The organism is Azospirillum sp. UENF 312511 (genome assembly GCF_058780635.1).
Genome location: NZ_JBSNCG010000001.1, coordinates 670,811 through 690,594, shown reverse-complemented (window position 1 = coordinate 690,594; position 19,784 = coordinate 670,811). Strand labels below are relative to the sequence as shown.

Genomic DNA, 19,784 nt, shown 5'->3' with positions numbered 1-19,784 from the left:
CCTTGTTGGTTCGTCCTCAGCCCTTGCCGGGCTTCGCCAGTTCCGCCGCCTGCCGGACGACCATGGGCGACGGGTCCGCCGCCGCGGCGTCGAAAGGATGCCGCGGCGCGTCGTACAAGCGGCGGATGGCGCGCACGTAGTTCCGCGTCTCCTCGTAGGGCGGAACGCCCCGGTAGCGGTCCACGGCCCGCTCCCCCGCGTTGTAGCCGGCAAGGGCCAGCGTAACGTCCCCCTGGAAATAGGCCAAGAGCCAGCGCAGATAGCGCACCCCGCCGCGGATGTTCTGGGCGGGGTCGAAGACGTCGGACACGCCGAACCGCTCCGCCGTATCGGGGATGAGCTGCATCAGCCCCGCCGCCTCCTTCGGCGACACCGCTTCGGAGCGGAAGGCGCTCTCCACCCGGATCACCGCCATCACCAGCGCCGGGTCCAGCCCGTATTGCGGCGCGGTCTTGTGGACCAGCGCGATGATTTCCGGCGGCGGGGGCGACGCCTCGCGCAGCGGAGCCGCGCCGGGGCGGCACCAGGGGCGGACATGGCCCATGCGGCCCGGCACATAGGCGACCAGCCGCCGCGCCTCCTTGTGGCCGCGCGACGCCGCGGCGCGCAGCCACGCCGTGCCGACCCGCTGGTCGCGCTTCACCCCGACGCCGAACAGGAAGCGCCGCGCCATGCGGTAGGACGCCTCCGGATCGCCCTTCTCCGCGGCCTCGCAGTCGGCCATGCGCGACTCGCGCGAGGAGACGGAGCCGGACTTGCCCGCGGCGAGGGCGGCCGGGGCCGCCAAGGCGACGAAAAGGGCGAAGGTCAGGGGGAGGAAACGCACGGGTTGGCCTTGGAACGGTCTGCAAAACCGCATTGATATGAGGCTCCCCGCAGGACACGGCAAGCGCAGGGCAGGGTTACCCTCTTTTCGACACAGCGCGCAGGCGGTCGCGCAACGACCGCGCCCAGCCTCGGACCACCGCCAGCGCCGGGCGAATCGCCGCGCGCACCCGCCCCACCACCCGCTTGGCGGCCTGCCAGGGTGGCAGGGCGGTCAGCCAGGCCAGCCAGCGCACCACCCGGACGTAGCACCAGGCGAAGGCCGGGATGGTCAGCAGCTTGTCCTTGCCGATGTGGAACAGCCGCTCCACCAGCGTGACCTTGACCAGTTCCACGGCCCCCAGCAGCAGCGCGCCCTGGACCGCATGCCCGGTCCCCATCAGGTACAGGCCGACTGGCTTCAGCGGCTCCAGAATCACCAGCGGAATCACGAACAACGCCAGCGTCGGATAGGGGCCGAGCCGGCGGATGCGCGCGGCCAGCCGTTCGGCGAAGCGCTGCCGCCCGATCCAGGCGGCCAGCGGGCGCAACGCCTCCAGCGCCACCGCGTCGATCAGGAAATAGACCAGCGCCGCGACGGTCAGCAAAGGGCGCAGCACGAAGCGGCGCAGCAACCCCGCCAGCCTCCGCCCCAAGCTCCGATCCAAAGTCCGAGAGGAGGAATTTCCGTTCGAGGTAGCCATTAGGTCTTTCGTCAGGCGTACAGGGGCGTTTCGCCGGCTTGGGTTCGCTGCGGATTTCCACTATCTAACGTTTCTGCCATTGCGCGTCCGTCCCCTCGTCCACTCTCGGTGCGCCCCATCGTGCTCGGCCATTACGATCCTTACCTCGTTGCGCTGTCCGTTGTCGTGGCCTCTTTCGGCGGCTATGTGGCTCTGGACCTCGCCTCCCACGCGCGGGATGCCGGGCGGGGACGGAACGGCTGGCTGGGCGCCGCGGCGCTCGCGCTCGGGGCGGGGATCTGGTCGATGCATTTCATCGGCATGATGGCGATGCGCATGCCCGTGCCGGTGTCCTACGACATCCTGCTGACCGCGTTATCCTTTCTCCTGGCGGTCGGGGTGTCGGGGACCGGCCTCTTCGCCGTGGCGCACGGCGGGGGCGGCCGGACGACCCTGGCGGCGGCGGGTCTGCTGACCGGTTTCGGAATCGTCTCCATGCATTACGTCGGCATGGCCGGCATGCGGCTGCCGGTGCCGCTGGTCTACGACACGCTTCTGGTCGTTGCGTCGGTGGTCATCGCCGTCGCCGCCTCCACCGCCGCGCTCTGGCTCGCCTTCCGCACGGCCAGCCCCCTGCAGCGCCTGTCCGGCGCGCTGGTGCTCGGCGCCGCGGTGGTCAGCATGCATTACGTCGGCATGGCCGCCGCCAGCGCGGCCGAGAGCGCCATGGGCCACGCCATCGGTGTGGGGGCCGCCTCGGCCGGCGACGATCTCGGCCTCGTGCTGTCCACGCCGTCCCTGGCGGTGGGGACGGGCATCGGGACGCTGCTGATCCTCTCGCTGGGGCTGCTCTCCGTCCTGATCGACCGGCACCGCTCGGCGGAGCGCGCGGCGGGGCAGGAGGCGCGCTACCGCGCCGTCGTCGACTCCGCCGTGGACCCCATCGTGGTGATCGACGAGACCGGCACCATCCAGTCCTTCAACCGGGCAGCCGAAACGACCTTCGGCTACGGCGCGGAGGAGGCCGTCGGCGCCAACGTCCGCATCCTGATGGCGGAGCCGCACCACTCCGCTCATGACGGCTACATGGCGCATTTCCGCGAGACCGGCGAGCGGCGGATCATCGGCGTCGGGCGCGAGGTCGAGGGCCGGCGGAAGGACGGCTCCCTCTTCCCGCTGGAGCTGTCGGTGGCCGAATGGCACGACGGGCGGCAGCGCCTGTTCACCGGCATCATGCGCGACATCACCGCCCGCAAGGCGGCGGAGGACGCCCTGCACCGCGCCAAGGCGGAGGCGGAGCGCGCCCGCGAGGAGGCGCTGGCCGCCCGCGACAACGCCGAACGCGCGGACATGGCCAAGACCAAGTTCCTCGCCGCGGCCAGCCACGATTTGCGCCAGCCCGTGCAGTCGCTGTTCTTCTTCGCCCACGCCCTGTCCGACCGGCTCGACGGCCATCCCGCCTCGCCCCTGCTGGCGAGCATGAGCGAGTCGCTGAACGGCCTGCGCACGCTGCTGGACAGTCTACTGGACGTGTCGCGGCTCGATGCCGGGGTGGTCACCCCCGCGGTGACGGAGTTCGCGCTGGGTCCCCTGCTGCAACGTCTGGCCGACGAGTACCGGGGCCGCGCGGCGGAGGTGGGGATCGCCTTGCGCTACGTCCCCACCGAAGGCTGGACGCGCAGCGATCCGGCGTTGGTCGAGCGCATCCTGCGCAATCTCGTGGAGAACGCCATCCGCTACACGGAGAGCGGGCGGATCCTGATCGGCTGCCGCCGCACCGGCAACAGCCTGCGGGTCGAGGTGCTCGACACCGGCATCGGCATCCCCGAAGACAAGCATGACGAGGTGTTCGTGGAGTTCGCCCAGCTCGCCAACCCCGAGCGCGACCGGCGCAAGGGGCTGGGGCTGGGGCTCGCCATCGTGCGGCGGCTGGCCGGGCTGCTCGGCCATGAGGTGACGCTGCGCTCCCGGCCGGGACGGGGCAGCGCCTTCGGCCTGACCGTGCCGTCGGTCGCGCCGCGCCAGGTGATGAAGACCTGCCGACCGGCCCCCCAGTCCGGCGCTCAGTCCCCCGCCAACGGCGGCAAGGGTTTGGTCGTGGTGGTGGACGACGACGCCATCATCCTGCTCTCCATGCGGACCATGCTGGAGGAGTGGGGGTACGAGGTGGTGGCTGCCGTCTCCGCTGACGAGGCGGTGGGCACGCTGACCAGCCTCGGCCAGCGCCCCGACATGATCGTCGCCGACTACCGCCTGCGCGAAGGACGGACGGGGCTTCAGGCCATCCGCGACATCTACGGCGTCTGCGGGGTGCGCGTGCCCGCGCTGGTGCTGACCGGCGACACCGACCCCGCGCGCATCGCCGAGGTCCAACAGAGCGGCCACCGCCTGCTGCACAAGCCAGTGGCCCCCGAGGTGCTGCGCAGCGCCTTGACCTCCGCGGCTTAGGGGCGTTTTCCCCGGCCGCTCCCGGTCGAGTCCCAAGTGTGGTTGAAAGCGCGCTCCGCCCCGCTTATGGTCTTGGAAAAAAGCGCGTTTGCGCCGAAACCACGACCAGAATCCGGTTCCAGGAGCGCCCCCCATGAAAGCCATGCTGCTCGGCTTCGCCGCCGCCATCGTCATCGCCGTCGGCGCGTCGGTCGCGCTGACCTCCATCGACCACAGCTCGGCCAGCCGCTTCTCCAGCAGCTCGGTCCGCCTCTGACGCCTACGCCGGCGAAGGTCAGGCGCGGCGGCGGGCGGCCATGGCCTCCGCCGTCGTCAGGGCGGCGATCAGGCTTGATGCGCCGGCCTTGCCCGTGCCGGCGATGTCCAGCGCCGTCCCATGGTCGGGCGAGGTGCGGACGAAGGGCAGCCCCAGCGTGATGTTGACCCCCGTGTCGAAGTCGATGGTCTTCAGCGGGATCAGCGCCTGATCGTGGTACATGCACAGCGCCGCATCGTAGCCGCGCCGCGCCGCCGCGTGGAACAGCGTGTCGGCGGGCTTCGGCCCCACCGCGTCGATGCCCTCCGCCCGCAGGTCGGCGACCGCCGGGGCGATGATGTCGATCTCCTCCCGTCCCATGGCGCCGCCCTCCCCCGCGTGGGGGTTCAGCGCGGCGACGGCCAGCCGGGGCCGGACGATGCCGAAATCGCGGACCAGCCCCGCCGCGGTGACCCGCCCGGCATGGAGGATCGCCTCGCGCGTCACCAGCGGCACGGCGTCGCGGACGGAGACATGGATGGTCACCGGCACGACGCGCAGATCCTGCGCGGCCAGCATCATCACCGGCTCTTCGGTGAGCCCGGCCAGATGGGCCAGATACTCGGTGTGCCCGGGATGGCGGAAGCCGGCGGCGTAGAGCGCCGACTTCTGGATCGGGTTGGTGACGACCGCCGACGCCTCGCCACGGCGAACCAACTCGACCGCCCGGTCGATGCTGGCGATCACCGCCGCCCCGTTGGCCGGGTCGGGCCGGCCCGGCGTGACCGGCGCCGCCAGTGGCTGGGGCAGCACCGGCAAAGCCGCGCCGAACAGCGCAGCCCCCTCGGCCATGCTGCCCACCGCCTTCACCGGAACCGGCAGGCCGAGCCGGGCGGCGAGCGCCTCCAGGCGGGCGGGATCGTCCAGAAGGACAAAGGGCGGCACCGCGCCGTCCGCGCGGGCCGCCCCGGCCTTCGCCCGAGCTTCCGCCCAGGCCTTCAGTGCGATCTCCCCGCCGATCCCCGCCGGCTCGCCCATGGTCAGGGCGAGCGGCGGACGGACGCCGGACTCGGTCATCAGTTGCGGATCTCCACGAAGGCGGTGCGGCGCAGGTCGCGCAGGTAGCGGCGGGCCAGCAGGTCGGCGCGCTCGTTGATCAGGTCGCGCTCGATCTCCTCGCGCGGCGGCATCTTGATGTCCTTCGGGTCGATCGGCGGCGGGGCCGGGGCGGCCACCGGCTGCGGCTCGGCTTCCGGCGGCGGCTCGATCATCGGCACGTCGCGCTTGCAGACGATCAGGATCACGGCGCCGCCCGGGCTCATCAGCACCGGGCTGGGCTGGCCGAGCGGAATGCCGACGGCGAGCTGCTGGAGGCCCGGCGCGAGGTCCTTGACCCGCAGCGTGCCCATGTCGCCCGATTCCGGAATACCCATGGCGCGGGCCTTCTCGTCGAAGTCGGCGCAGCTCTTGATCGACTTGCGCAGCTTCTCCGCCTGGGCCTGGACCGCCTTCAGCTCCTCCTTCGAAGGGGCCGGGATGACGATCTGCTTCATGTTGACCTTGGCCTTGGCCAGATCGGGCTTCGGCTGGGCGCGCGGGCGCGGCGGCGGGGCCGGCGGCGGAGCGGTGGAGGCGGTGCTGCCGAAGGGCCGCTGGTCGCGCACCAGCAGGACGTGATAGCCGGTCGCCGTGCGGACCGGCGAGGAGAGCTGGCCGGCGCGCATGGTGGACAGGGTCTTGTCCAGCTCCGCGTTCAGCTCGCCCGTGCGGACCCAGCCCATGTCGCCGCCCGAGGCGGCGCCGGCGGACTGCGAGAACTGGCGGGCCAAGGCGGCGAAGTTGCCGCCGCGGCGCACCTCCTCGACCAGCCGGTCGGCGTTGCGCCGCACCTCCTCATCCTGGTCGGGGCTGTCGACGGCCAGGAAGATCTCGGCCACCAGATACTCCGGCTTGCCGATGTTGGCCTTGATGCGCTGCATCACGGCGTCGATCTCCTCGTCGCCGATCACCACCTCCTGGCGGATGCGGCGCTGCATCACGCGCTGCCAGGACAGCAGCGCCCGCACCTGCTCGCGCAGGGTGGAGAGCGGGACGTTCTGGGTCTTCAGCAGGGCTTCGAGCTGCGGGCGGCCCATGCGGTTCTGTTCGGCGATGCGCCCGATGGCCTCGTCGATCTCCTTCGACGGGATCGAGACGCCGAGACGCTTGGCCTCCTGAAGCTGGAGCCGCTCGTCGACCAGCTGGCGGAGCACCTGCGGGGTCAGGCGCTGGCGCGTCTCCGCGCTGTCCTGGGCACCGGCGTTCAGCAGGGCGAGGCGGATGCGCGCGTGCACGTCGGACAGCGAGATGACCTCGTCGTTGACGACGGCGGCGATGCGTTCCGCGGGGCCTTGCGTGCCCGCAGCAGGGCTGTTTGGAGCGTTGGGAGCCCGCGTCTGGGCCGCGGCGGGCGCGCCGGCGGCAAGAAGGGCGCAGGCGGTCGCCACGGCGAAGGCAGACCGGACGGCTCGCAAACTCTGCATGGTGCTCCAGACTCCAGAGGTGGTTGCCGTTTAATACGGCCCCCCCGGGCGCGTGTAAACGGAATCGTGGACCGCATCCTGGAACGGAATTGTGTCCAAAGACCGGGCGGTCGATGTCGGCCCTGCTCCGGATCCGGCGTCAGCCGTCTTCCAGATGCAGCAGCGCCGCGGTGCCCAGCAGCACGCTGACGCAGGCCGGACTCCAGGCCGCCATGGCCAGCGGGATGGTTTCGGAGATGCCGAAGGTGCGGATCACGTCGGTCATCACGAACAGCACGAAGCCGGTCAGCACGCCGCCCGACACCATCGTCATCGTGCCGCCGCGCCGCGGCAGCCGCAGCGAGAAGGCCGCGGCGAACAGCACCATCGCCACATAGAGCAGCGGCTGCGACAGCAGCGACTGGTAGTGCAGACGGTGCCGGACCGCCGGGAAGCCGGTGGCCTCCAGCGTGCGGATGAACTGCGGCAGCTCCCAGAAGGAGATCGTCTCCGGCGCGGCGAAGCTCTCCTCGATGGTGGTCCGGTTCAGCTCCGTCGGGATGACGTAGGCCGGGACCGTCTCCGATTCCTTCTTGCCGAGGTTGATCGTCGCGTCCTGCAACTCCCACTTCCGGTCGCGCAGCACGGCGCGCGGCGCGTCCACCCGGCCGATGTAGGTCATGTCGGTGTCGAAGCGCAGGACGATGACCTGCGACATCTCGAAGGACAGCGGATTCACCCCGTCGGCGTGGATGAAATACTGCTCCCCCGCCTCCTGCTGGCGCAGCCAGAGGCCGCTGCGCGAGACGTCGAAGCTGCTCGACTTCAGTTTGAGGTACCGGTCCTGAAGCTGGTTGTACTTGGCGATGAAGACGGCGCCGACCGGGTTGATCATCGTCACCTTCACCGCGCCGATCATCAGTGCTGCGATCAGCACCGGGGTCAGGAACTGCCACGCCGAGACGCCGACCGCGCGGGCCACCACCAGTTCCGCGCTGCGCGTCAGCCGCCAGAAGGTGAACATGCCGCTGAACAGGATCACGAAGGGGAAGATCTGCTGACCGATCTCCGGCAGCTTCAGCAGGGCCATGCGCAGGACCAGCCAGAAGGTGATGTCCGGCTTGGTTCCGGCGCGGCGCAGCAGTTCCACGACGTCGAGCAGCAAAATGATCGACAGCAGGATGCCGAGCAGCAGCAGGAACCAGGTGACGAACTGGCGCCCGATGTAGCGCGACAGCGTGGCGGATGAATACATGGGCTCCGGCCTCCCCGGCCGATCGACGGGCGGTACGCGGCGCGCCGGGGGTTTCCACCACGGCGTGCCGGGGCTATGTACTGCGGACGGGCGCGGGAAACAACCGGTCCGCGCCTTGACAGGGCGCACGGGAAGGTCTTTATCCCAGGGTGGTTGCGGATCGATCCCACCCGCCCCGGCGCCCGCGCGCCGGCCGTCCCAGCCGAGAGGAGCCCGAGAGGAGCCGATGAAGTTCGCCTTTGCGAAGCCCGCGCTGCCCAAGTCCGGCACCGTCGCCGTCACCGTCGCCACCGATCGCGCGCTCGGCGCCGCGGGGCGGGATCTCGACCAGAAGACGGGCGGCACGCTGTCCCGCGCCATGAAGGCCAGCCGCTTCACCGGCAAGAAGGAGGAGACGCTGGCCATCCTCGCCCCCGCCGGGGTCGAGTTCGACCGCATCCTCCTGGTCGGCATCGGCAAGGGCGAGGATCTGTCCGAGGCCACCCTCCAGGCCGTCGGCGGCGCCATCGTCGCCGCCCTGGACAAGTCCGGCGAGACGGAGGTCTCCGTCCTGCTCGACCTGCCGGACGGCGGCACCGTGTCCCCCGACGCCGCGGCGGCGGAACTCGCCTTCGGCGCGCAGCTCCGCTCCTACCGCTTCGACAAGTACCGGACGACCGAGAAGAAGGAGGCCAAGCCCTCCCTCAAGAAGATCATCGTCCTGACCGCGGAGCCGGACACCGCCAAGCGCGCCTATGCCCGTCTGGAGCCGCTGGCCGAGTCCGTCGCCTACACCCGCGACCTCGTGTCGGAGCCGGCCAACGTCCTGAACCCGGAAAGCCTCGCCGACCGCTGCCGGGACCTGGCCGACGTCGGCCTGCAGGTCGAGGTGCTGGATCTCAAGAAGCTGAGGAAGCTCGGCATGGGCGCGCTAATCGGCGTCGCCCAGGGCAGCGCCTTCGAGCCACGCGTCGTCGTGATGCGCTGGGACGGCGCCCCCGACGCCGAGGACCGCCGCCCGCTCGCCTTCATCGGCAAGGGCGTGACCTTCGACACCGGCGGCATCTCCATCAAGCCCGCCGCCGGGATGGAGGACATGAAGTGGGACATGGGCGGCGCCGCGGTGGTCATCGGCACCATGCGCGCGCTCGCCGCCCGTAAGGCGAAGGTGAACGCCGTCGGCATCGTCGGTCTGGTCGAGAACATGCCATCCGGCACCGCGCAGCGGCCCGGCGACGTGGTGACCTCGCTGTCCGGCCAGACCATCGAGGTGATCAACACCGACGCGGAAGGCCGCCTCGTCCTGGCCGACTGCCTGACCTACGCGCAGGAGACCTTCAAGCCGCGCCTGTTGCTCGACCTCGCCACCCTGACCGGCGCCGTCATCATCGCGCTGGGCCATGAGCACGCCGGCCTGTTCGCCAACGACGACTGGCTGGCCGAGAACCTGCTGGCCGCCGGCCGGTCGGTGGGCGAACCGCTGTGGCGCCTGCCGATGGGCGACGCCTACGACAAGGACATCAACTCCGACATCGCCGACATGAAGAACGTCGGGTCAGGCCGCGGCGCCGGCAGCATCGTCGGCGCGCAGTTCCTCAAGCGCTTCGTCGAGGATCTGCCCTGGGCGCACATCGACATCGCCGGCGTCGCTTGGTCGAAGAAGGACACGGCCACCGTCCCGAAGGGCGGCACCGCCTTCGGCGTCCGTCTGCTCGACCGCTTCGTCGCGAGCTATCACGAGGGCAAGTAAGCTCCAGCCCTCTCCCCTCCGGGGAGAGGGCCATCTCGACGAGGGGCCATGACCGAGGTCCGTTTCTATCACCTCCAGCGGCGCACGCTCGAACAGGCGTTGCCGAAGATCCTGGAAAAGGTTCTGGAGCGCGGCTGGCGCGCCGTCGTCCTGGCCGGCTCGCCAGAGCGGGTGGACGCGCTCAATCAGCATTTGTGGACCTACGACCCCTCCTCCTTCCTGCCGCATGGCGCGGCGCGTGACGGCTTCGCCGCGGAACAGCCGGTCTGGCTGACCGCCGAGGAGGAGAACCCCAACGGGGCCACCGTCCTGGTTCTGGTGGACGGGGTGACCAGCGACGCGATGGGGTCCTTCGACCTCGTCTGCGACCTGTTCGACGGCAACGATGGGGAGGCGGTGCTGGCCGCGCGCGACCGTTGGAAAGTCTGCAAGGCCGCCGGGCATTCCCTTACCTACTGGCAACAAAACGACCGCGGCGGCTGGGAAAAGCGCGCCTAAAACCGACTAATTTTATATGCATTGAAGCATTCTCCGAGTGATACCGCTAACGCGGCACAATAATGCATTCATTTGTCTCAACCGTTCTTGACGGGCCTCCTGTGCACAAGGTTAATCTAAAACCCGTAAAATCCCGCGGGGCGGCGCACAGGTGGAGGGCAGTATGCAATGGTGCGTCCGACGGGCCGGGACGGCTCCGCCATGACCCGCAGCGCTCTCGACCCGACCTTGGCGCGGGAGGTCAAGGACGCCGCCATCCTGATCGTCGATGACAACGCTTCGAACGTCGAGTTGGTCCGCGACATCCTGATCCACGAGGGCTACACCGCCGTGCGGGGGGAAACCGACCCGCGCCGGGTTCCCGCCCTCTGCGAGGCACAGCGCTTCGACCTTCTGCTGATCGACATCCGCATGCCGCACATGAGCGGCTTCGATCTGATGGAGCGCGTCAACGCCCTGTACGGCGACGATGTCGTGCCCATCCTGGTGCTGACCGCCCACACCGACCAGGAGACGCGGCGGCGCTCGCTGGAGCTGGGGGCCAACGACTTCCTCACCAAGCCCTTCATCGCCTGGGAGCTGCTGCACCGCGTGCGCAGCGTGCTGGAGATCCGCAAGCTCTACCAGCGTGCGGCCGAGCAGAACCGCGGGCTGGAACGCCGCGTGTCGGAGCGCACGGCGGAGCTCAGCGCCGCCCTGGAGGCCGCCCGGCAGGCCGACCGGGCCAAGCTCGACTTCCTCTCGGTGACCAGCCACGAGCTGCGGACCCCGCTGAACGCCATCATCGGCTTCGCCGAGGTGCTGTCCAGCGAGGCGCACGGGCCGCTCGGCCATCGCGACTATCTGGACTATGTCCGGCTGATCGAGGAGAGCGGTAAGGCGCTGCTCGGCATGGTCAACAACATCCTGGACTTCACCCGCGGCTCGGGCGGCATCGACCTCGCGGAGTCGACCATCGACCTGCCCACCCTGCTGATCCACTGCATCGACCTTCTCGGCCCCAAGGCGCAGGCCAAATCACAGACCATCACGCTTCAGCCGGGGCCGCCCGTCACCTTGCGCGCCGACCAGCGCCGCCTGGGGGAAATGGTCGTCCATCTGCTCGACAACGCGGTGAAGTTCGGCCACCGCAACGGGCGCGTCGCGGTGCGGATCGCGCTCCAGGGCGGGATGGTCGCCATCACGGTCGCCGATGACGGCCCCGGCGTCCCGCCGGAGATCGTCGATCACCTCTTCCGCCCGTTCATCCAGGGCGAACGCTCCCTCGTGCGTCAGCATGAAGGGATCGGGCTGGGCCTGCCTATCGTCCGCCGCTTCGCCCAACTGCACGGCGGCAACGTGGAGCTGGACAGCGCGCCGGGACGCGGCACGACCGTGACCATCCTGCTGCCCGCCGCCCGCCTGACCGCCCCACCCATTGCGGGCCTGAAGGAATCGCGGGCGCAGTAAAGACGTCAGGGCCACCCCTTACGGGATGCGCCCCCGGCTTCGGCCCGCCTACTCGGCGAGGCCGGGCTCCGGCAAGGCTCCCGGTTTGGCTTCGGCGGGGCTGGACGGCGCGGTTTCCGGCAGCCCCAGGAACAGGGCGGCCAGCGCGATCAGCGCCATCGCCCCGGCGGTGAGGAAGGCGGCGGAATAGCCGAAGCGGTCCACGATCACGCCGGTGACGAAGCCGCTGGTCGCAGCCCCCACCCCCTGCATCGTGGCGACCGCCCCGAAGGCGAGGTTGTAGCGCCCGGTTCCGCGCATCAGGTCGGCGATCACCAGCGGAGTCAGGGCGGTGAAGATCCCGGCGCCCACCCCGTCCAGAAGCTGGACGCCGATCAGCCAGGCGCTGTTGTCCGACAGGGTGTAGAGGACGGCCCGCAACGGCAGGATGGCGAAGCCGACCAGCAGGATCGGCTTGCGGCCCAGACAGTCCGCCGTCCGTCCCACCAGGATGGCGATGGGAAGCATGACGAGTTGGGCGGCGATGATGCAGGACGACATCATGACCGTCGCCCATTCCGGGTGCGCCGCGGCCAGCTTCTGCCCGACCAGCGGCAGCAGGGGGGCGTTGGCGAAATGGAACAGCAAGGCGCAACTGCCGAAGATCAGCAGCGGCCGGCACTGGACCAGGATGCCCATGCCGGAGACCTTCTCCCCGTCGCCCGCACCGCCTTCCGACCCGCCGCCTGCCGACGCCTCGACCCCGCGGGCGCGGCGCTGGTCGATGGCGGAGGCCGGGATCGACAGGACGGCGAGCGACGACAGGACGGCGAACACCGGCACCAGTAGGAACACCGCCTGCTGGGAGAACAGCCAGCCGACCAGCCCGGCGAGCGCCGCCACGGCGACGTTGCCCGCATGGTCGAAGGCGGCGTTGCGCCCCATCCGCCGGGCGAGCAGGCGTTGCGGGACGAGACCGAGGGTCAGGGCCGCCACTGCCGGGCCGAACACGTCCCCGACCACCGCAATCAACGTGTTCGCGATCAGGACCGGCCAGAAGTTGGGGAACAGGTAGATGCACAGCGCCCCCGCACCCAGCACGACCAGCGCCAGGACGATGGCCTCGCGCTTGCGGTGGGTGGCGTCGATGGCCGCCCCGATCGGCGTCTGCACGGCAAGCCCGAGCCAGCCGGCCAAGCTCGTCACCAGACCGACTTCCGACTGGCTCCAATGCTGCTGGGTCACCAGAAAGACGTTGAGGTAGGGACCGAGCGCCCCCCGCACATCCGCCAGCAGGAAATTCACGGCATCCAGCGAGGCCGGCCGGAAGCCCCGGCCGGATTCGCCCGAAGGCGCCGGCTCCCCTCCATGTCCGTCAGCAGGCAACGCGCTCTCCCTTCCAAGGTTCTGGCAGAAAGACCGCGGCCAGACGCAAAGGTTAGGAACAGCGGGCACCGCAAAACGGCACCACGGGGTGGCTCGCTCAAGGTGATCGTGGCGGGGCGATCAGATCACGTCAAAGCTTCGGCAAATGAAAAGTTGCCAGAACCGCTTACAATCGCAACCGAAAACAGCGCATTACGCAATCTTCGAAGCTGCCGGCGTTATCTCGTTTCCATACGCATGAGATCGCCCAGCTTGTCGAGCAGGTAGTCCAAATCTTCCGCCGCCAGATCCTCGTACTGGGTCAGGATGCGCTCGATCACCCGGCGGCGGTGGCGTTCGATGTCGTGCGCCTCGCCGTCGTAAGGGGTTTCCTTCAGCACGTCCAGGGCGATCCGGCAGGCCGGCAGCAACGCCGACGGCTGCTTCGCCTTGTCGTAGATGGACTTCAGACCCAGCCGTCCGGCGTCGTGGATCAGCAGGCGGGCGTTGGTCAGCGGCACGTTGGCAAGATGGGACAGCGCCGTCTCGAAAAAGGCGCTGTCGCCCATGCACAGCGCCCGCACCAGCAGCGACGGCGTCAGGCGGCCGCTGCGCGACAGCTGCGCGACCAGCCGCTCCAGCGCGCCCTCATCGCTTTCTCCGGAGAAGAGGGCGACGGTGGCGCGTTCGCGGCTTTGCAGGATCAGGTCGGCGGCGACCTTGGCCGGAAGGTCGTGGTTGGTCACCAGATGCTGCTGGAGCTTTTCCGAGACCACGGCGACCAGCCGTTCGGCGATGGTGATCGGCAGGCGGGCGCGCTGGACCAGCGGTTCCTGCACGGTTTCGCTGTCGGCGAAGCGCTCGATGACCCGGCCGAGCGTCTGCTCGCCGAGATCAGCGCTCTCATTGGCGACCAGGACCGCCACGGCCCCCTCCGACGCGGTGTCGATCAGCGCGTCGGCGACGCTGGCCGACAGGGCCGGACGCTGTGCGATGGCGGTGTGCTTGGCGTCCGTTCCAGTCCGCACCAGCTCGACGAGGTCGGCGTCGTTCAGCACCGTGGAGACGCTGAGCACCGGGATCGCCACGGCCTCCACGTCGCGCGCCAGCATCAGCGCGACGTCGCGCGGCAACGCCGGGTTGGCCTTCAGATTCTCGGCCAGCGACTGGCGCACGCGCACCACGGCGTCGCGCGCCATGAAGCGGATGATGTCTTCGGCGAGCCGGCGCTCGCTGTCTGACAAGGTGGTTGCGGAAAACTGCTTGGCGATCTTGACCGCCAGTTCGGAACGGCTGTTCGGCGACGGATCCGACAACAGCCGGGACACGTCATCCTTGGTGAGTTGGTCGCTCATGGGTCCCGGACCCTTTCCTGCCCTGCTTCGCTCCCTGCGCCTCGGATTCGTGCATCAGCGAGAACGAATGTATTCAGGTCATGATCGGACCAAAGCATTGAGCCTTTGTTAACGACGATTGCCTGCCCTGGGCTGGGCTGGGCCGCGCTTCACCAGCCGCCCCATCACCAGCCGCCGTGCCGGTGATGATGACGAGGGCCGCCATGGTGACCGCCGCGATGCCCCCCGTAATAGCCACCGTAATAGGGGCGGCCATACACGACAGGCGGCGGCGCGTAATAGCGATACTGCGGGCGCTCGTAATAGCCGTAGCCATAGGACCGGTGTCCGTAGCCGTAGACGGGACCGGGAGTCCCGGCGGCGACGTAGCAGCCGGACAGCAGAAGGGCGGCAAAGGTCAGAAGGGACAGCGAGCGGAGCGTCGACATGGGCGTTCCTGTCAGGGATCGCGGCCCGGCGAGTGGGCCGTACTGGCAGGATGAACGCCTGATTTGGGGAAATTATTCCGAAGGATGTCCAAGAGTGAAAAGACACCCCCCAATTAAAGGAAGCATCATATCGAGCCGATTTTTCGTTGGCGAACGCCCGGTTGAACTCCGCCCTCAAAGGTAAATTCCACCCCAGCCGCTTCCAACGCCTGACGCAACGCGGCAAGGGTTGCACGGCGTGGCGACGACGCCTCCTTCTCGAATCCGCGAATGGTGATCGCACTTACCTGGGCGGCTTTTGCGAGTTCCTCTTGGGTCCAATCGAGTAGGCCGCGAGCGGCTCGGCATTGGGCTGGTGTGATCATGGCCGCATTTTGCCAAGGCTTCGAAAAACCGTATATTCATCCTTTTTCGCTTGCCCGCTGTAAGCTTCGTAATATGATGTAAACATCGTTTTTCAATACTTTTTCCGGAGGTTTGCGGTGCCCAAACTCTCCCGTCGCCGCCTTCTGGCTGGCGCAACGTCTGCGCCAATGACGATTCCAACAATCGACAATGCAATCCGAAACCAAATCAACCAGGACTCGGACGACCCCATGCTGGCGCTCTGGCAGGAGTGGTGCACTGCCCTCAAAGACGCTCGGGCGAAGGAGACGGAACGGCGGCGGATCGAGCGGGAGATGGTCGCCCGGTTCGGTTATCCGCGGGTGCTGGTCGCGCGCGGGGCCAGCGGGCGGAGAGACGTCTACGCCACGACCGAGCGGGACGTGACGCGGGCACTCGTCGGAGCGGCGGATGCGAAGGAGCGGTACGGCCGGCTGGTGGCGGATCTCGACCAACAACAGGAGCGCTGGGACATGGAGGCTCAGCGGCTCGGGCTGGATGTCATGGAACGGGAGGAGGACGCGGCATGGAAACGGGTGGATGCCCTGACCGCACGGGCCGAACATGTGCCGGCGCGTTCCCTGCGTGGGATCGTGGTGAAGCTCACCGTCGCGGTGGCGCTCCGCGAAACCTACGGCGCGGAAGAGACGGAGTTTCCCTGGCCCATCCTCGGCGCGGCGCTGAAGGATTTGCAGACCATGACGGGGGCCTAGGGAAAGAGGAAAGCCTCGCCCCACCCTCCCCCGCGACGGAGGGAGAGGGTGGTGATGTGGCGATCAGCGCCGTCCCCGGCGGCCCTGCTTCTTCGGAGCGCCCTCGGGAATGCCGCGGCCCTGGCGGGCGGAGCTGATGCCGATGCTGCCCGGCTGCTCCAGCCCGAGGTCCATCGCCTCCAAACGGCGGAGTTCGTCGCGCAGGCGGGCGGCCTCCTCGAACTCCAGGTCCGCGGCGGCGGCCTTCATGCGCTTCTCCATGTCGGCCATCACGGACTTCAGATTGTGGCCGACCAGTTCCGACGTGTTCAGGCCGGTCTTCACGGTGACGTGGTCGCCGCGCTCGTACACGCTCTCCAGAATGTCGCCGATCGCCTTCTTCACGGATTCCGGCGTGATGCCGTGCTCCAGATTGTACGCCCGCTGCTTCTCGCGGCGGCGCGCCGTCTCGTCGATGGCGTACTGCATGCTGCCGGTGATCTTGTCGGCGTAGAGGATCGCGCGCCCCTCGACGTTCCGCGCGGCGCGGCCGATGGTCTGGATCAGCGAGGTCTTGGAGCGCAGATAACCTTCCTTGTCGGCGTCCAGGATGGCGACCAGCGAGCATTCGGGAATATCCAGCCCCTCGCGCAGCAGGTTGATGCCGACCAGCACGTCGTAGGCGCCGAGCCGCAGGTCGCGGATGATCTCGATGCGCTCCAGCGTCTCCACGTCGGAGTGGATGTAGCGCACGCGCAGCCCCGCCTCGTGCATGTATTCGGTCAGCGCCTCGGCCATCTTCTTGGTCAGCGTGGTGACCAGCACGCGGTTGCCCTTCGCCACCACCTCCTTGCACTCGTGGATCAGGTCGTCCACCTGCGTCTCGGTGGGCCGGATGATCACCTCCGGGTCGATCAGGCCGGTCGGGCGGACCACCTGTTCGGCGAAGACGCCGCCGGTGCGCTCCATCTCCCAGGGGCCGGGGGTGGCCGAGACGAAGACCGTCTGCGGGCGCATGCCCTCCCACTCCTCGAACTTCAGCGGGCGGTTGTCCATGGCGCTGGGCAGGCGGAAGCCGTATTCGGACAAGGTTTCCTTGCGCATCCGGTCGCCACGGTACATGCCGCCGATCTGCGGCACCATGACGTGGCTTTCGTCCACGATCAGCAGCGCGTCGCCCGGCAGATACTCGAACAGCGTCGGCGGCGGCTCGCCCGCCGCGCGGCCGGTCAGGTAGCGGGAATAGTTCTCAATGCCGGCGCAGGCGCCGGTGGCCGCCATCATCTCAATGTCGAAGGTCGTGCGCTGCTCCAGCCGCTGCGCCTCCAGCAGCTTGCCCTGGGCGTTGAACTCCTCCAGCCGGAGCTTCAGCTCGCGCTTGATCTGCTCGATGGCCTGATTGAGCGTCGGCTTGGGCGTCACATAGTGGCTGTTGGGATAGATGCGCACGGCCTCCAGCGAGGCGATCTTCTCGCCGGTTAGCGGATCGATCTCGTGGATGCCCTCGATCTCGTCGCCGAACAGCGAGATGCGCCACGCGCGGTCCTCCATGTGGGCGGGGAACAGCTCCACCGTGTCGCCGCGCACTCGGAACAGGCCGCGCCCGAAGGCTGCGTCGTTGCGCTTGTACTGAAGCTCGGTCAGCTTGCGCAGCAGGTCGGGCTGGGCGACGACTTGGCCCTTGCGCAGATCGACGGTCATCTCCGAATAGGTCTCGACCGAACCGATACCGTAAATGCAGGACACCGACGCCACGATGATGACGTCGTCCCGTTCCAGCAGCGCCCGCGTCGCCGAGTGGCGCATCCGGTCGATCTGCTCGTTGATCGAGGATTCCTTCTCGATGAAGGTGTCGGTGCGCGGAACGTAGGCTTCCGGCTGATAGTAGTCGTAGTAGGAGACGAAGTATTCCACCGCGTTGTTCGGGAAGAAGGACTTCATCTCGCCATAGAGCTGCGCCGCCAGCGTCTTGTTCGGGGCGAGCACCAGGGTGGGGCGCTGGACGTGCTGGATGACGTGCGCCATGGTGAAGGTCTTGCCGGACCCGGTGACGCCGAGCAGCACCTGATCCTTCTCGCCGGCGCGCAGCCCCTCGGTCAGCTCCCCGATGGCGCGCGGCTGGTCGCCAGAGGGTTTGAACTCCGACACCAGTTCGAACTTCTTGCCGGCCTCCAGCTTGGGCAGGGACTTCTGCGGGAGGGCGGTCAGGACGGGATGGGACATGCGGATGCGCTCGCGCCAGGGGTACGGAACGGGAACCGAGTATATGGCCCACCCCACCCCCGCTGTCGAGCGTGGGCTTGTCCGGAGTGTCTGCTCGCGCTTCCCCCCTCCCTGGCCCTCCCCCGCTCTCGGCGGACCTATGGTCCGCCTGCCGCGTCAGCGCAAACCTTTGGTTTGCGCGAGAGCTATGCAGGGGAGGGAAAAAGGGCGTGCCCCTTACCCGCGCACCAGCGCGTCGTAGTCCTTCACCAGCGTTTCGCAGACGCGGCCCGGCGTGAAGCGGTGGTCGCCGATCTGGCCGACCGGGGTCACCTCCGCGGCGGTGCCGGTCAAGAAGACTTCCTGGGTGTTCGCCAGTTCGTCGGGCTGGATGTGGCGCTCGATGACCTCGATGCCGCGGGCCTTGGCGAGGTCGATCACCGTGCGGCGGGTGATGCCGTCCAGGAAGCAGTCGGGCTTCGGCGTGTGGATCTTGCCGTCCATCACCAGGAACAGGTTCGCCCCGGTCGCCTCGGCCAGATAACCGCGGTAGTCGAGCATCAGCGCGTCCTGGTAGCCCTCGGCCTCCGCCTCGTGCTTGGAGAGCGTGCAGATCATGTAGAGACCCGCCGCCTTCGACGCCGTCGGCGCCATGTCCGGGGCCGGGCGGCGCCAGCGCGACCAAGTCAGCTTGATGCCGGCCATCTTCGCCTCGGGGCTGAAATAGCTCGGCCACTGCCAGACGGCGATGGCGACGTGGATGCGGCTGGATTGCGCCGCAACGCCCATCATCTCGCTGCCGCGCCACGCCACCGGGCGGACATAGGCGTCGGTGAAGCCCATCGCCTTCACCGTCTCGTTGGTCGCCGCGTCGATCTCCGCCACCGAATAGGGAAGCTCGAAGCCCAGGATGCGGGCGGAGGCGGCCAGACGCTCGCTGTGCTCGGTCAGCTTGAACACCGTGCCGTTGTAGACGCGCTCGCCTTCGAACACGCAGCTCGCGTAATGCAGGCCGTGCGACAGGACGTGCAGATTCGCGTCGCGCCACGGCACCAGCGCGCCGTCGTACCAGATCACGCCGTCGCGGTCGTCGAAGGGAAGGATGGACATGGCGGCTCCCACCTTGGTCTTTGGCCCGTTGCTCGGGACTTGGAATGGAAATGTCGAAAGCCGCGCTTGTCTCGCGGGCTTTGTTCGTTTATGTCTGGCTTATTGACCCATTTGTAACGAATCGCACCGATCACGTCAACATGGCTGACATAAAAGCGGGCGTGAACCAGCTTTTCCTGCGCGAAGAGGAACTTCGCACGGGCATGGAGCTGCTGTTCTACGCCTATCGGGAATTCACCGCGGAGCCGGACGAGATCCTGGCGCAGATCGGCTTCGGCCGGGCGCACCACCGCGTCATCTATTTCGTCGGGCGCTACCCGAAGATCACCGTATCGGAGCTTCTGGCGATCCTGAAGATCACCAAGCAGAGCCTGTCGCGCGTGCTGGGGGAGCTGGTCCGGCAGGAATTCATCCAGCAGCAGACGGGCGTGCGGGACCGGCGGCAGCGTCTGCTGGAACTGACGGAAAAGGGCGTGGAGCTGGAACGCCAGCTTTCCGAAACGCAGCGGCAGCGGATCGCCCGCGCCTACCGCATGGCCGGGGCGGAGGCCGTGGAGGGCTTCCGCAAGGTGATGCTGGGCATGATGGACGAGGAGGACCGGGTGAAGTTCGCACCCCCGGTGCCGGCCCGGCTCGCCGCCGTGAAGCGGTAGGAACCGGACCGGAA

At 68.5% G+C, this 19,784-nt stretch carries 18 protein-coding genes; 7 read left to right on the top strand and 11 right to left on the bottom strand.

What is annotated here, in order from left to right; all coding sequences use genetic code 11:
• Positions 1-16 precede the first annotated feature (16 nt).
• Both ACWPN7_RS03080 and ACWPN7_RS03075 read right to left on the bottom strand, forming a co-directional pair.
• Positions 17-826, bottom strand: a complete 810-nt coding sequence (locus ACWPN7_RS03080; RefSeq protein WP_200775494.1) for a lytic transglycosylase domain-containing protein — start codon at positions 824-826, stop codon at positions 17-19.
• A gap of 76 nt (positions 827-902) precedes the next feature.
• The gene (locus ACWPN7_RS03075) at positions 903-1,439 is read right to left on the bottom strand and encodes a hypothetical protein (protein ID WP_247891723.1); all 537 of its coding nucleotides are present in this window, start codon (positions 1,437-1,439) and stop codon (positions 903-905) included.
• 189 nt (positions 1,440-1,628) lie between these two features.
• On the opposite strand from ACWPN7_RS03075, the gene ACWPN7_RS03070 reads away from it, so the two are divergent.
• Entirely contained in the window at positions 1,629-3,935 is a 2,307-nt protein-coding gene (locus ACWPN7_RS03070) for a hybrid sensor histidine kinase/response regulator (protein ID WP_451994362.1), read from the top strand.
• A gap of 133 nt (positions 3,936-4,068) precedes the next feature.
• Positions 4,069-4,191 (top strand): hypothetical protein, encoded by a 123-nt coding sequence (locus ACWPN7_RS03065; protein ID WP_257722160.1) that lies wholly within the window; start codon positions 4,069-4,071, stop codon positions 4,189-4,191.
• Positions 4,192-4,209: 18 nt separating this feature from the next.
• Here ACWPN7_RS03065 and pdxA read toward each other — a convergent pair whose 3' ends face one another.
• The 3 genes from pdxA to lptG form a co-directional block, all read right to left on the bottom strand.
• Positions 4,210-5,247, bottom strand: a complete 1,038-nt coding sequence (pdxA, locus tag ACWPN7_RS03060; protein WP_459196648.1) for a 4-hydroxythreonine-4-phosphate dehydrogenase PdxA — start codon at positions 5,245-5,247, stop codon at positions 4,210-4,212.
• On the bottom strand, positions 5,247-6,692 hold the full coding sequence (locus tag ACWPN7_RS03055; RefSeq protein ID WP_103039580.1) for a peptidylprolyl isomerase: 1,446 nt from the start codon (positions 6,690-6,692) through the stop codon (positions 5,247-5,249). Before ACWPN7_RS03055 ends, pdxA begins: the two co-directional genes overlap by 1 nt.
• A 139-nt stretch (positions 6,693-6,831) precedes the next feature.
• Complete coding sequence (gene lptG, locus ACWPN7_RS03050) at positions 6,832-7,926, bottom strand: LPS export ABC transporter permease LptG (protein ID WP_040134417.1); 1,095 nt, start codon at positions 7,924-7,926, stop codon at positions 6,832-6,834.
• Between the two features lie 226 nt (positions 7,927-8,152).
• Here lptG and ACWPN7_RS03045 point away from each other — a divergent pair, with 226 nt between their 5' ends.
• From ACWPN7_RS03045 to ACWPN7_RS03035, 3 genes are all read left to right on the top strand, one after another.
• Entirely contained in the window at positions 8,153-9,655 is a 1,503-nt protein-coding gene (locus ACWPN7_RS03045) for a leucyl aminopeptidase (protein WP_459196647.1), read from the top strand.
• A gap of 48 nt (positions 9,656-9,703) precedes the next feature.
• Complete coding sequence (locus ACWPN7_RS03040) at positions 9,704-10,153, top strand: DNA polymerase III subunit chi (RefSeq protein ID WP_035676752.1); 450 nt, start codon at positions 9,704-9,706, stop codon at positions 10,151-10,153.
• Positions 10,154-10,354: 201 nt separating this feature from the next.
• Positions 10,355-11,602, top strand: a complete 1,248-nt coding sequence (locus tag ACWPN7_RS03035) for an ATP-binding response regulator (RefSeq protein WP_149650172.1) — start codon at positions 10,355-10,357, stop codon at positions 11,600-11,602.
• Positions 11,603-11,650: 48 nt separating this feature from the next.
• On the opposite strand, the gene ACWPN7_RS03030 is transcribed toward ACWPN7_RS03035, so the two are convergent.
• From ACWPN7_RS03030 to ACWPN7_RS03015, 4 genes are all read right to left on the bottom strand, one after another.
• Positions 11,651-12,967 carry an MFS transporter gene (locus ACWPN7_RS03030; RefSeq protein WP_459196646.1) on the bottom strand — a complete coding sequence of 439 codons (1,317 nt, stop codon included), beginning with the start codon at positions 12,965-12,967 and terminating at the stop codon, positions 11,651-11,653.
• 218 nt (positions 12,968-13,185) lie between these two features.
• Complete coding sequence (gene spbR, locus ACWPN7_RS03025; protein ID WP_459196645.1) at positions 13,186-14,301, bottom strand: SpbR family protein; 1,116 nt, start codon at positions 14,299-14,301, stop codon at positions 13,186-13,188.
• Positions 14,302-14,465: 164 nt separating this feature from the next.
• Positions 14,466-14,729, bottom strand: coding sequence for a hypothetical protein (locus ACWPN7_RS03020; protein WP_051658266.1), 264 nt, complete (start codon positions 14,727-14,729; stop codon positions 14,466-14,468).
• 125 nt (positions 14,730-14,854) lie between these two features.
• On the bottom strand, positions 14,855-15,094 hold the full coding sequence (locus ACWPN7_RS03015) for a helix-turn-helix domain-containing protein (protein WP_103039584.1): 240 nt from the start codon (positions 15,092-15,094) through the stop codon (positions 14,855-14,857).
• 231 nt (positions 15,095-15,325) lie between these two features.
• On the opposite strand from ACWPN7_RS03015, the gene ACWPN7_RS03010 reads away from it, so the two are divergent.
• Positions 15,326-15,826, top strand: a complete 501-nt coding sequence (locus ACWPN7_RS03010; protein WP_459196644.1) for a hypothetical protein — start codon at positions 15,326-15,328, stop codon at positions 15,824-15,826.
• Positions 15,827-15,889: 63 nt separating this feature from the next.
• Here ACWPN7_RS03010 and uvrB read toward each other — a convergent pair whose 3' ends face one another.
• On the bottom strand, positions 15,890-18,028 hold the full coding sequence (gene uvrB, locus ACWPN7_RS03005) for an excinuclease ABC subunit UvrB (RefSeq protein WP_407824198.1): 2,139 nt from the start codon (positions 18,026-18,028) through the stop codon (positions 15,890-15,892).
• A gap of 216 nt (positions 18,029-18,244) precedes the next feature.
• On the bottom strand, positions 18,245-19,117 hold the full coding sequence (locus ACWPN7_RS03000; protein ID WP_137117131.1) for a branched-chain amino acid aminotransferase: 873 nt from the start codon (positions 19,115-19,117) through the stop codon (positions 18,245-18,247).
• A gap of 140 nt (positions 19,118-19,257) precedes the next feature.
• On the opposite strand from ACWPN7_RS03000, the gene ACWPN7_RS02995 reads away from it, so the two are divergent.
• Positions 19,258-19,770: a MarR family winged helix-turn-helix transcriptional regulator gene (locus ACWPN7_RS02995; RefSeq protein ID WP_035676767.1), complete on the top strand. Its 513-nt coding sequence runs from the start codon at positions 19,258-19,260 to the stop codon at positions 19,768-19,770.
• Positions 19,771-19,784 lie beyond the last annotated feature (14 nt).

Excerpts from the sequence above, each read along its gene's own strand:
- ACWPN7_RS03065 (WP_257722160.1), top strand. The coding sequence starts at position 4,069 with ATGAAAGCCATGCTGCTCGGCTTCGCCGCCGCCATCGTCATCGCCGTC.
- pdxA (WP_459196648.1), bottom strand. The coding sequence starts at position 5,247 with ATGACCGAGTCCGGCGTCCGTCCGCCGCTCGCCCTGACCATGGGCGAG.
- ACWPN7_RS03055 (WP_103039580.1), bottom strand. The coding sequence starts at position 6,692 with ATGCAGAGTTTGCGAGCCGTCCGGTCTGCCTTCGCCGTGGCGACCGCC.
- lptG (WP_040134417.1), bottom strand. The coding sequence starts at position 7,926 with ATGTATTCATCCGCCACGCTGTCGCGCTACATCGGGCGCCAGTTCGTC.
- ACWPN7_RS03045 (WP_459196647.1), top strand. The coding sequence starts at position 8,153 with ATGAAGTTCGCCTTTGCGAAGCCCGCGCTGCCCAAGTCCGGCACCGTC.
- ACWPN7_RS03040 (WP_035676752.1), top strand. The coding sequence starts at position 9,704 with ATGACCGAGGTCCGTTTCTATCACCTCCAGCGGCGCACGCTCGAACAG.
- ACWPN7_RS03035 (WP_149650172.1), top strand. The coding sequence starts at position 10,355 with ATGACCCGCAGCGCTCTCGACCCGACCTTGGCGCGGGAGGTCAAGGAC.
- spbR (WP_459196645.1), bottom strand. The coding sequence starts at position 14,301 with ATGAGCGACCAACTCACCAAGGATGACGTGTCCCGGCTGTTGTCGGAT.
- ACWPN7_RS03020 (WP_051658266.1), bottom strand. The coding sequence starts at position 14,729 with ATGTCGACGCTCCGCTCGCTGTCCCTTCTGACCTTTGCCGCCCTTCTG.
- ACWPN7_RS03015 (WP_103039584.1), bottom strand. The coding sequence starts at position 15,094 with ATGATCACACCAGCCCAATGCCGAGCCGCTCGCGGCCTACTCGATTGG.
- ACWPN7_RS03010 (WP_459196644.1), top strand. The coding sequence starts at position 15,326 with ATGCTGGCGCTCTGGCAGGAGTGGTGCACTGCCCTCAAAGACGCTCGG.
- uvrB (WP_407824198.1), bottom strand. The coding sequence starts at position 18,028 with ATGTCCCATCCCGTCCTGACCGCCCTCCCGCAGAAGTCCCTGCCCAAG.
- ACWPN7_RS03000 (WP_137117131.1), bottom strand. The coding sequence starts at position 19,117 with ATGTCCATCCTTCCCTTCGACGACCGCGACGGCGTGATCTGGTACGAC.
- ACWPN7_RS02995 (WP_035676767.1), top strand. The coding sequence starts at position 19,258 with ATGGCTGACATAAAAGCGGGCGTGAACCAGCTTTTCCTGCGCGAAGAG.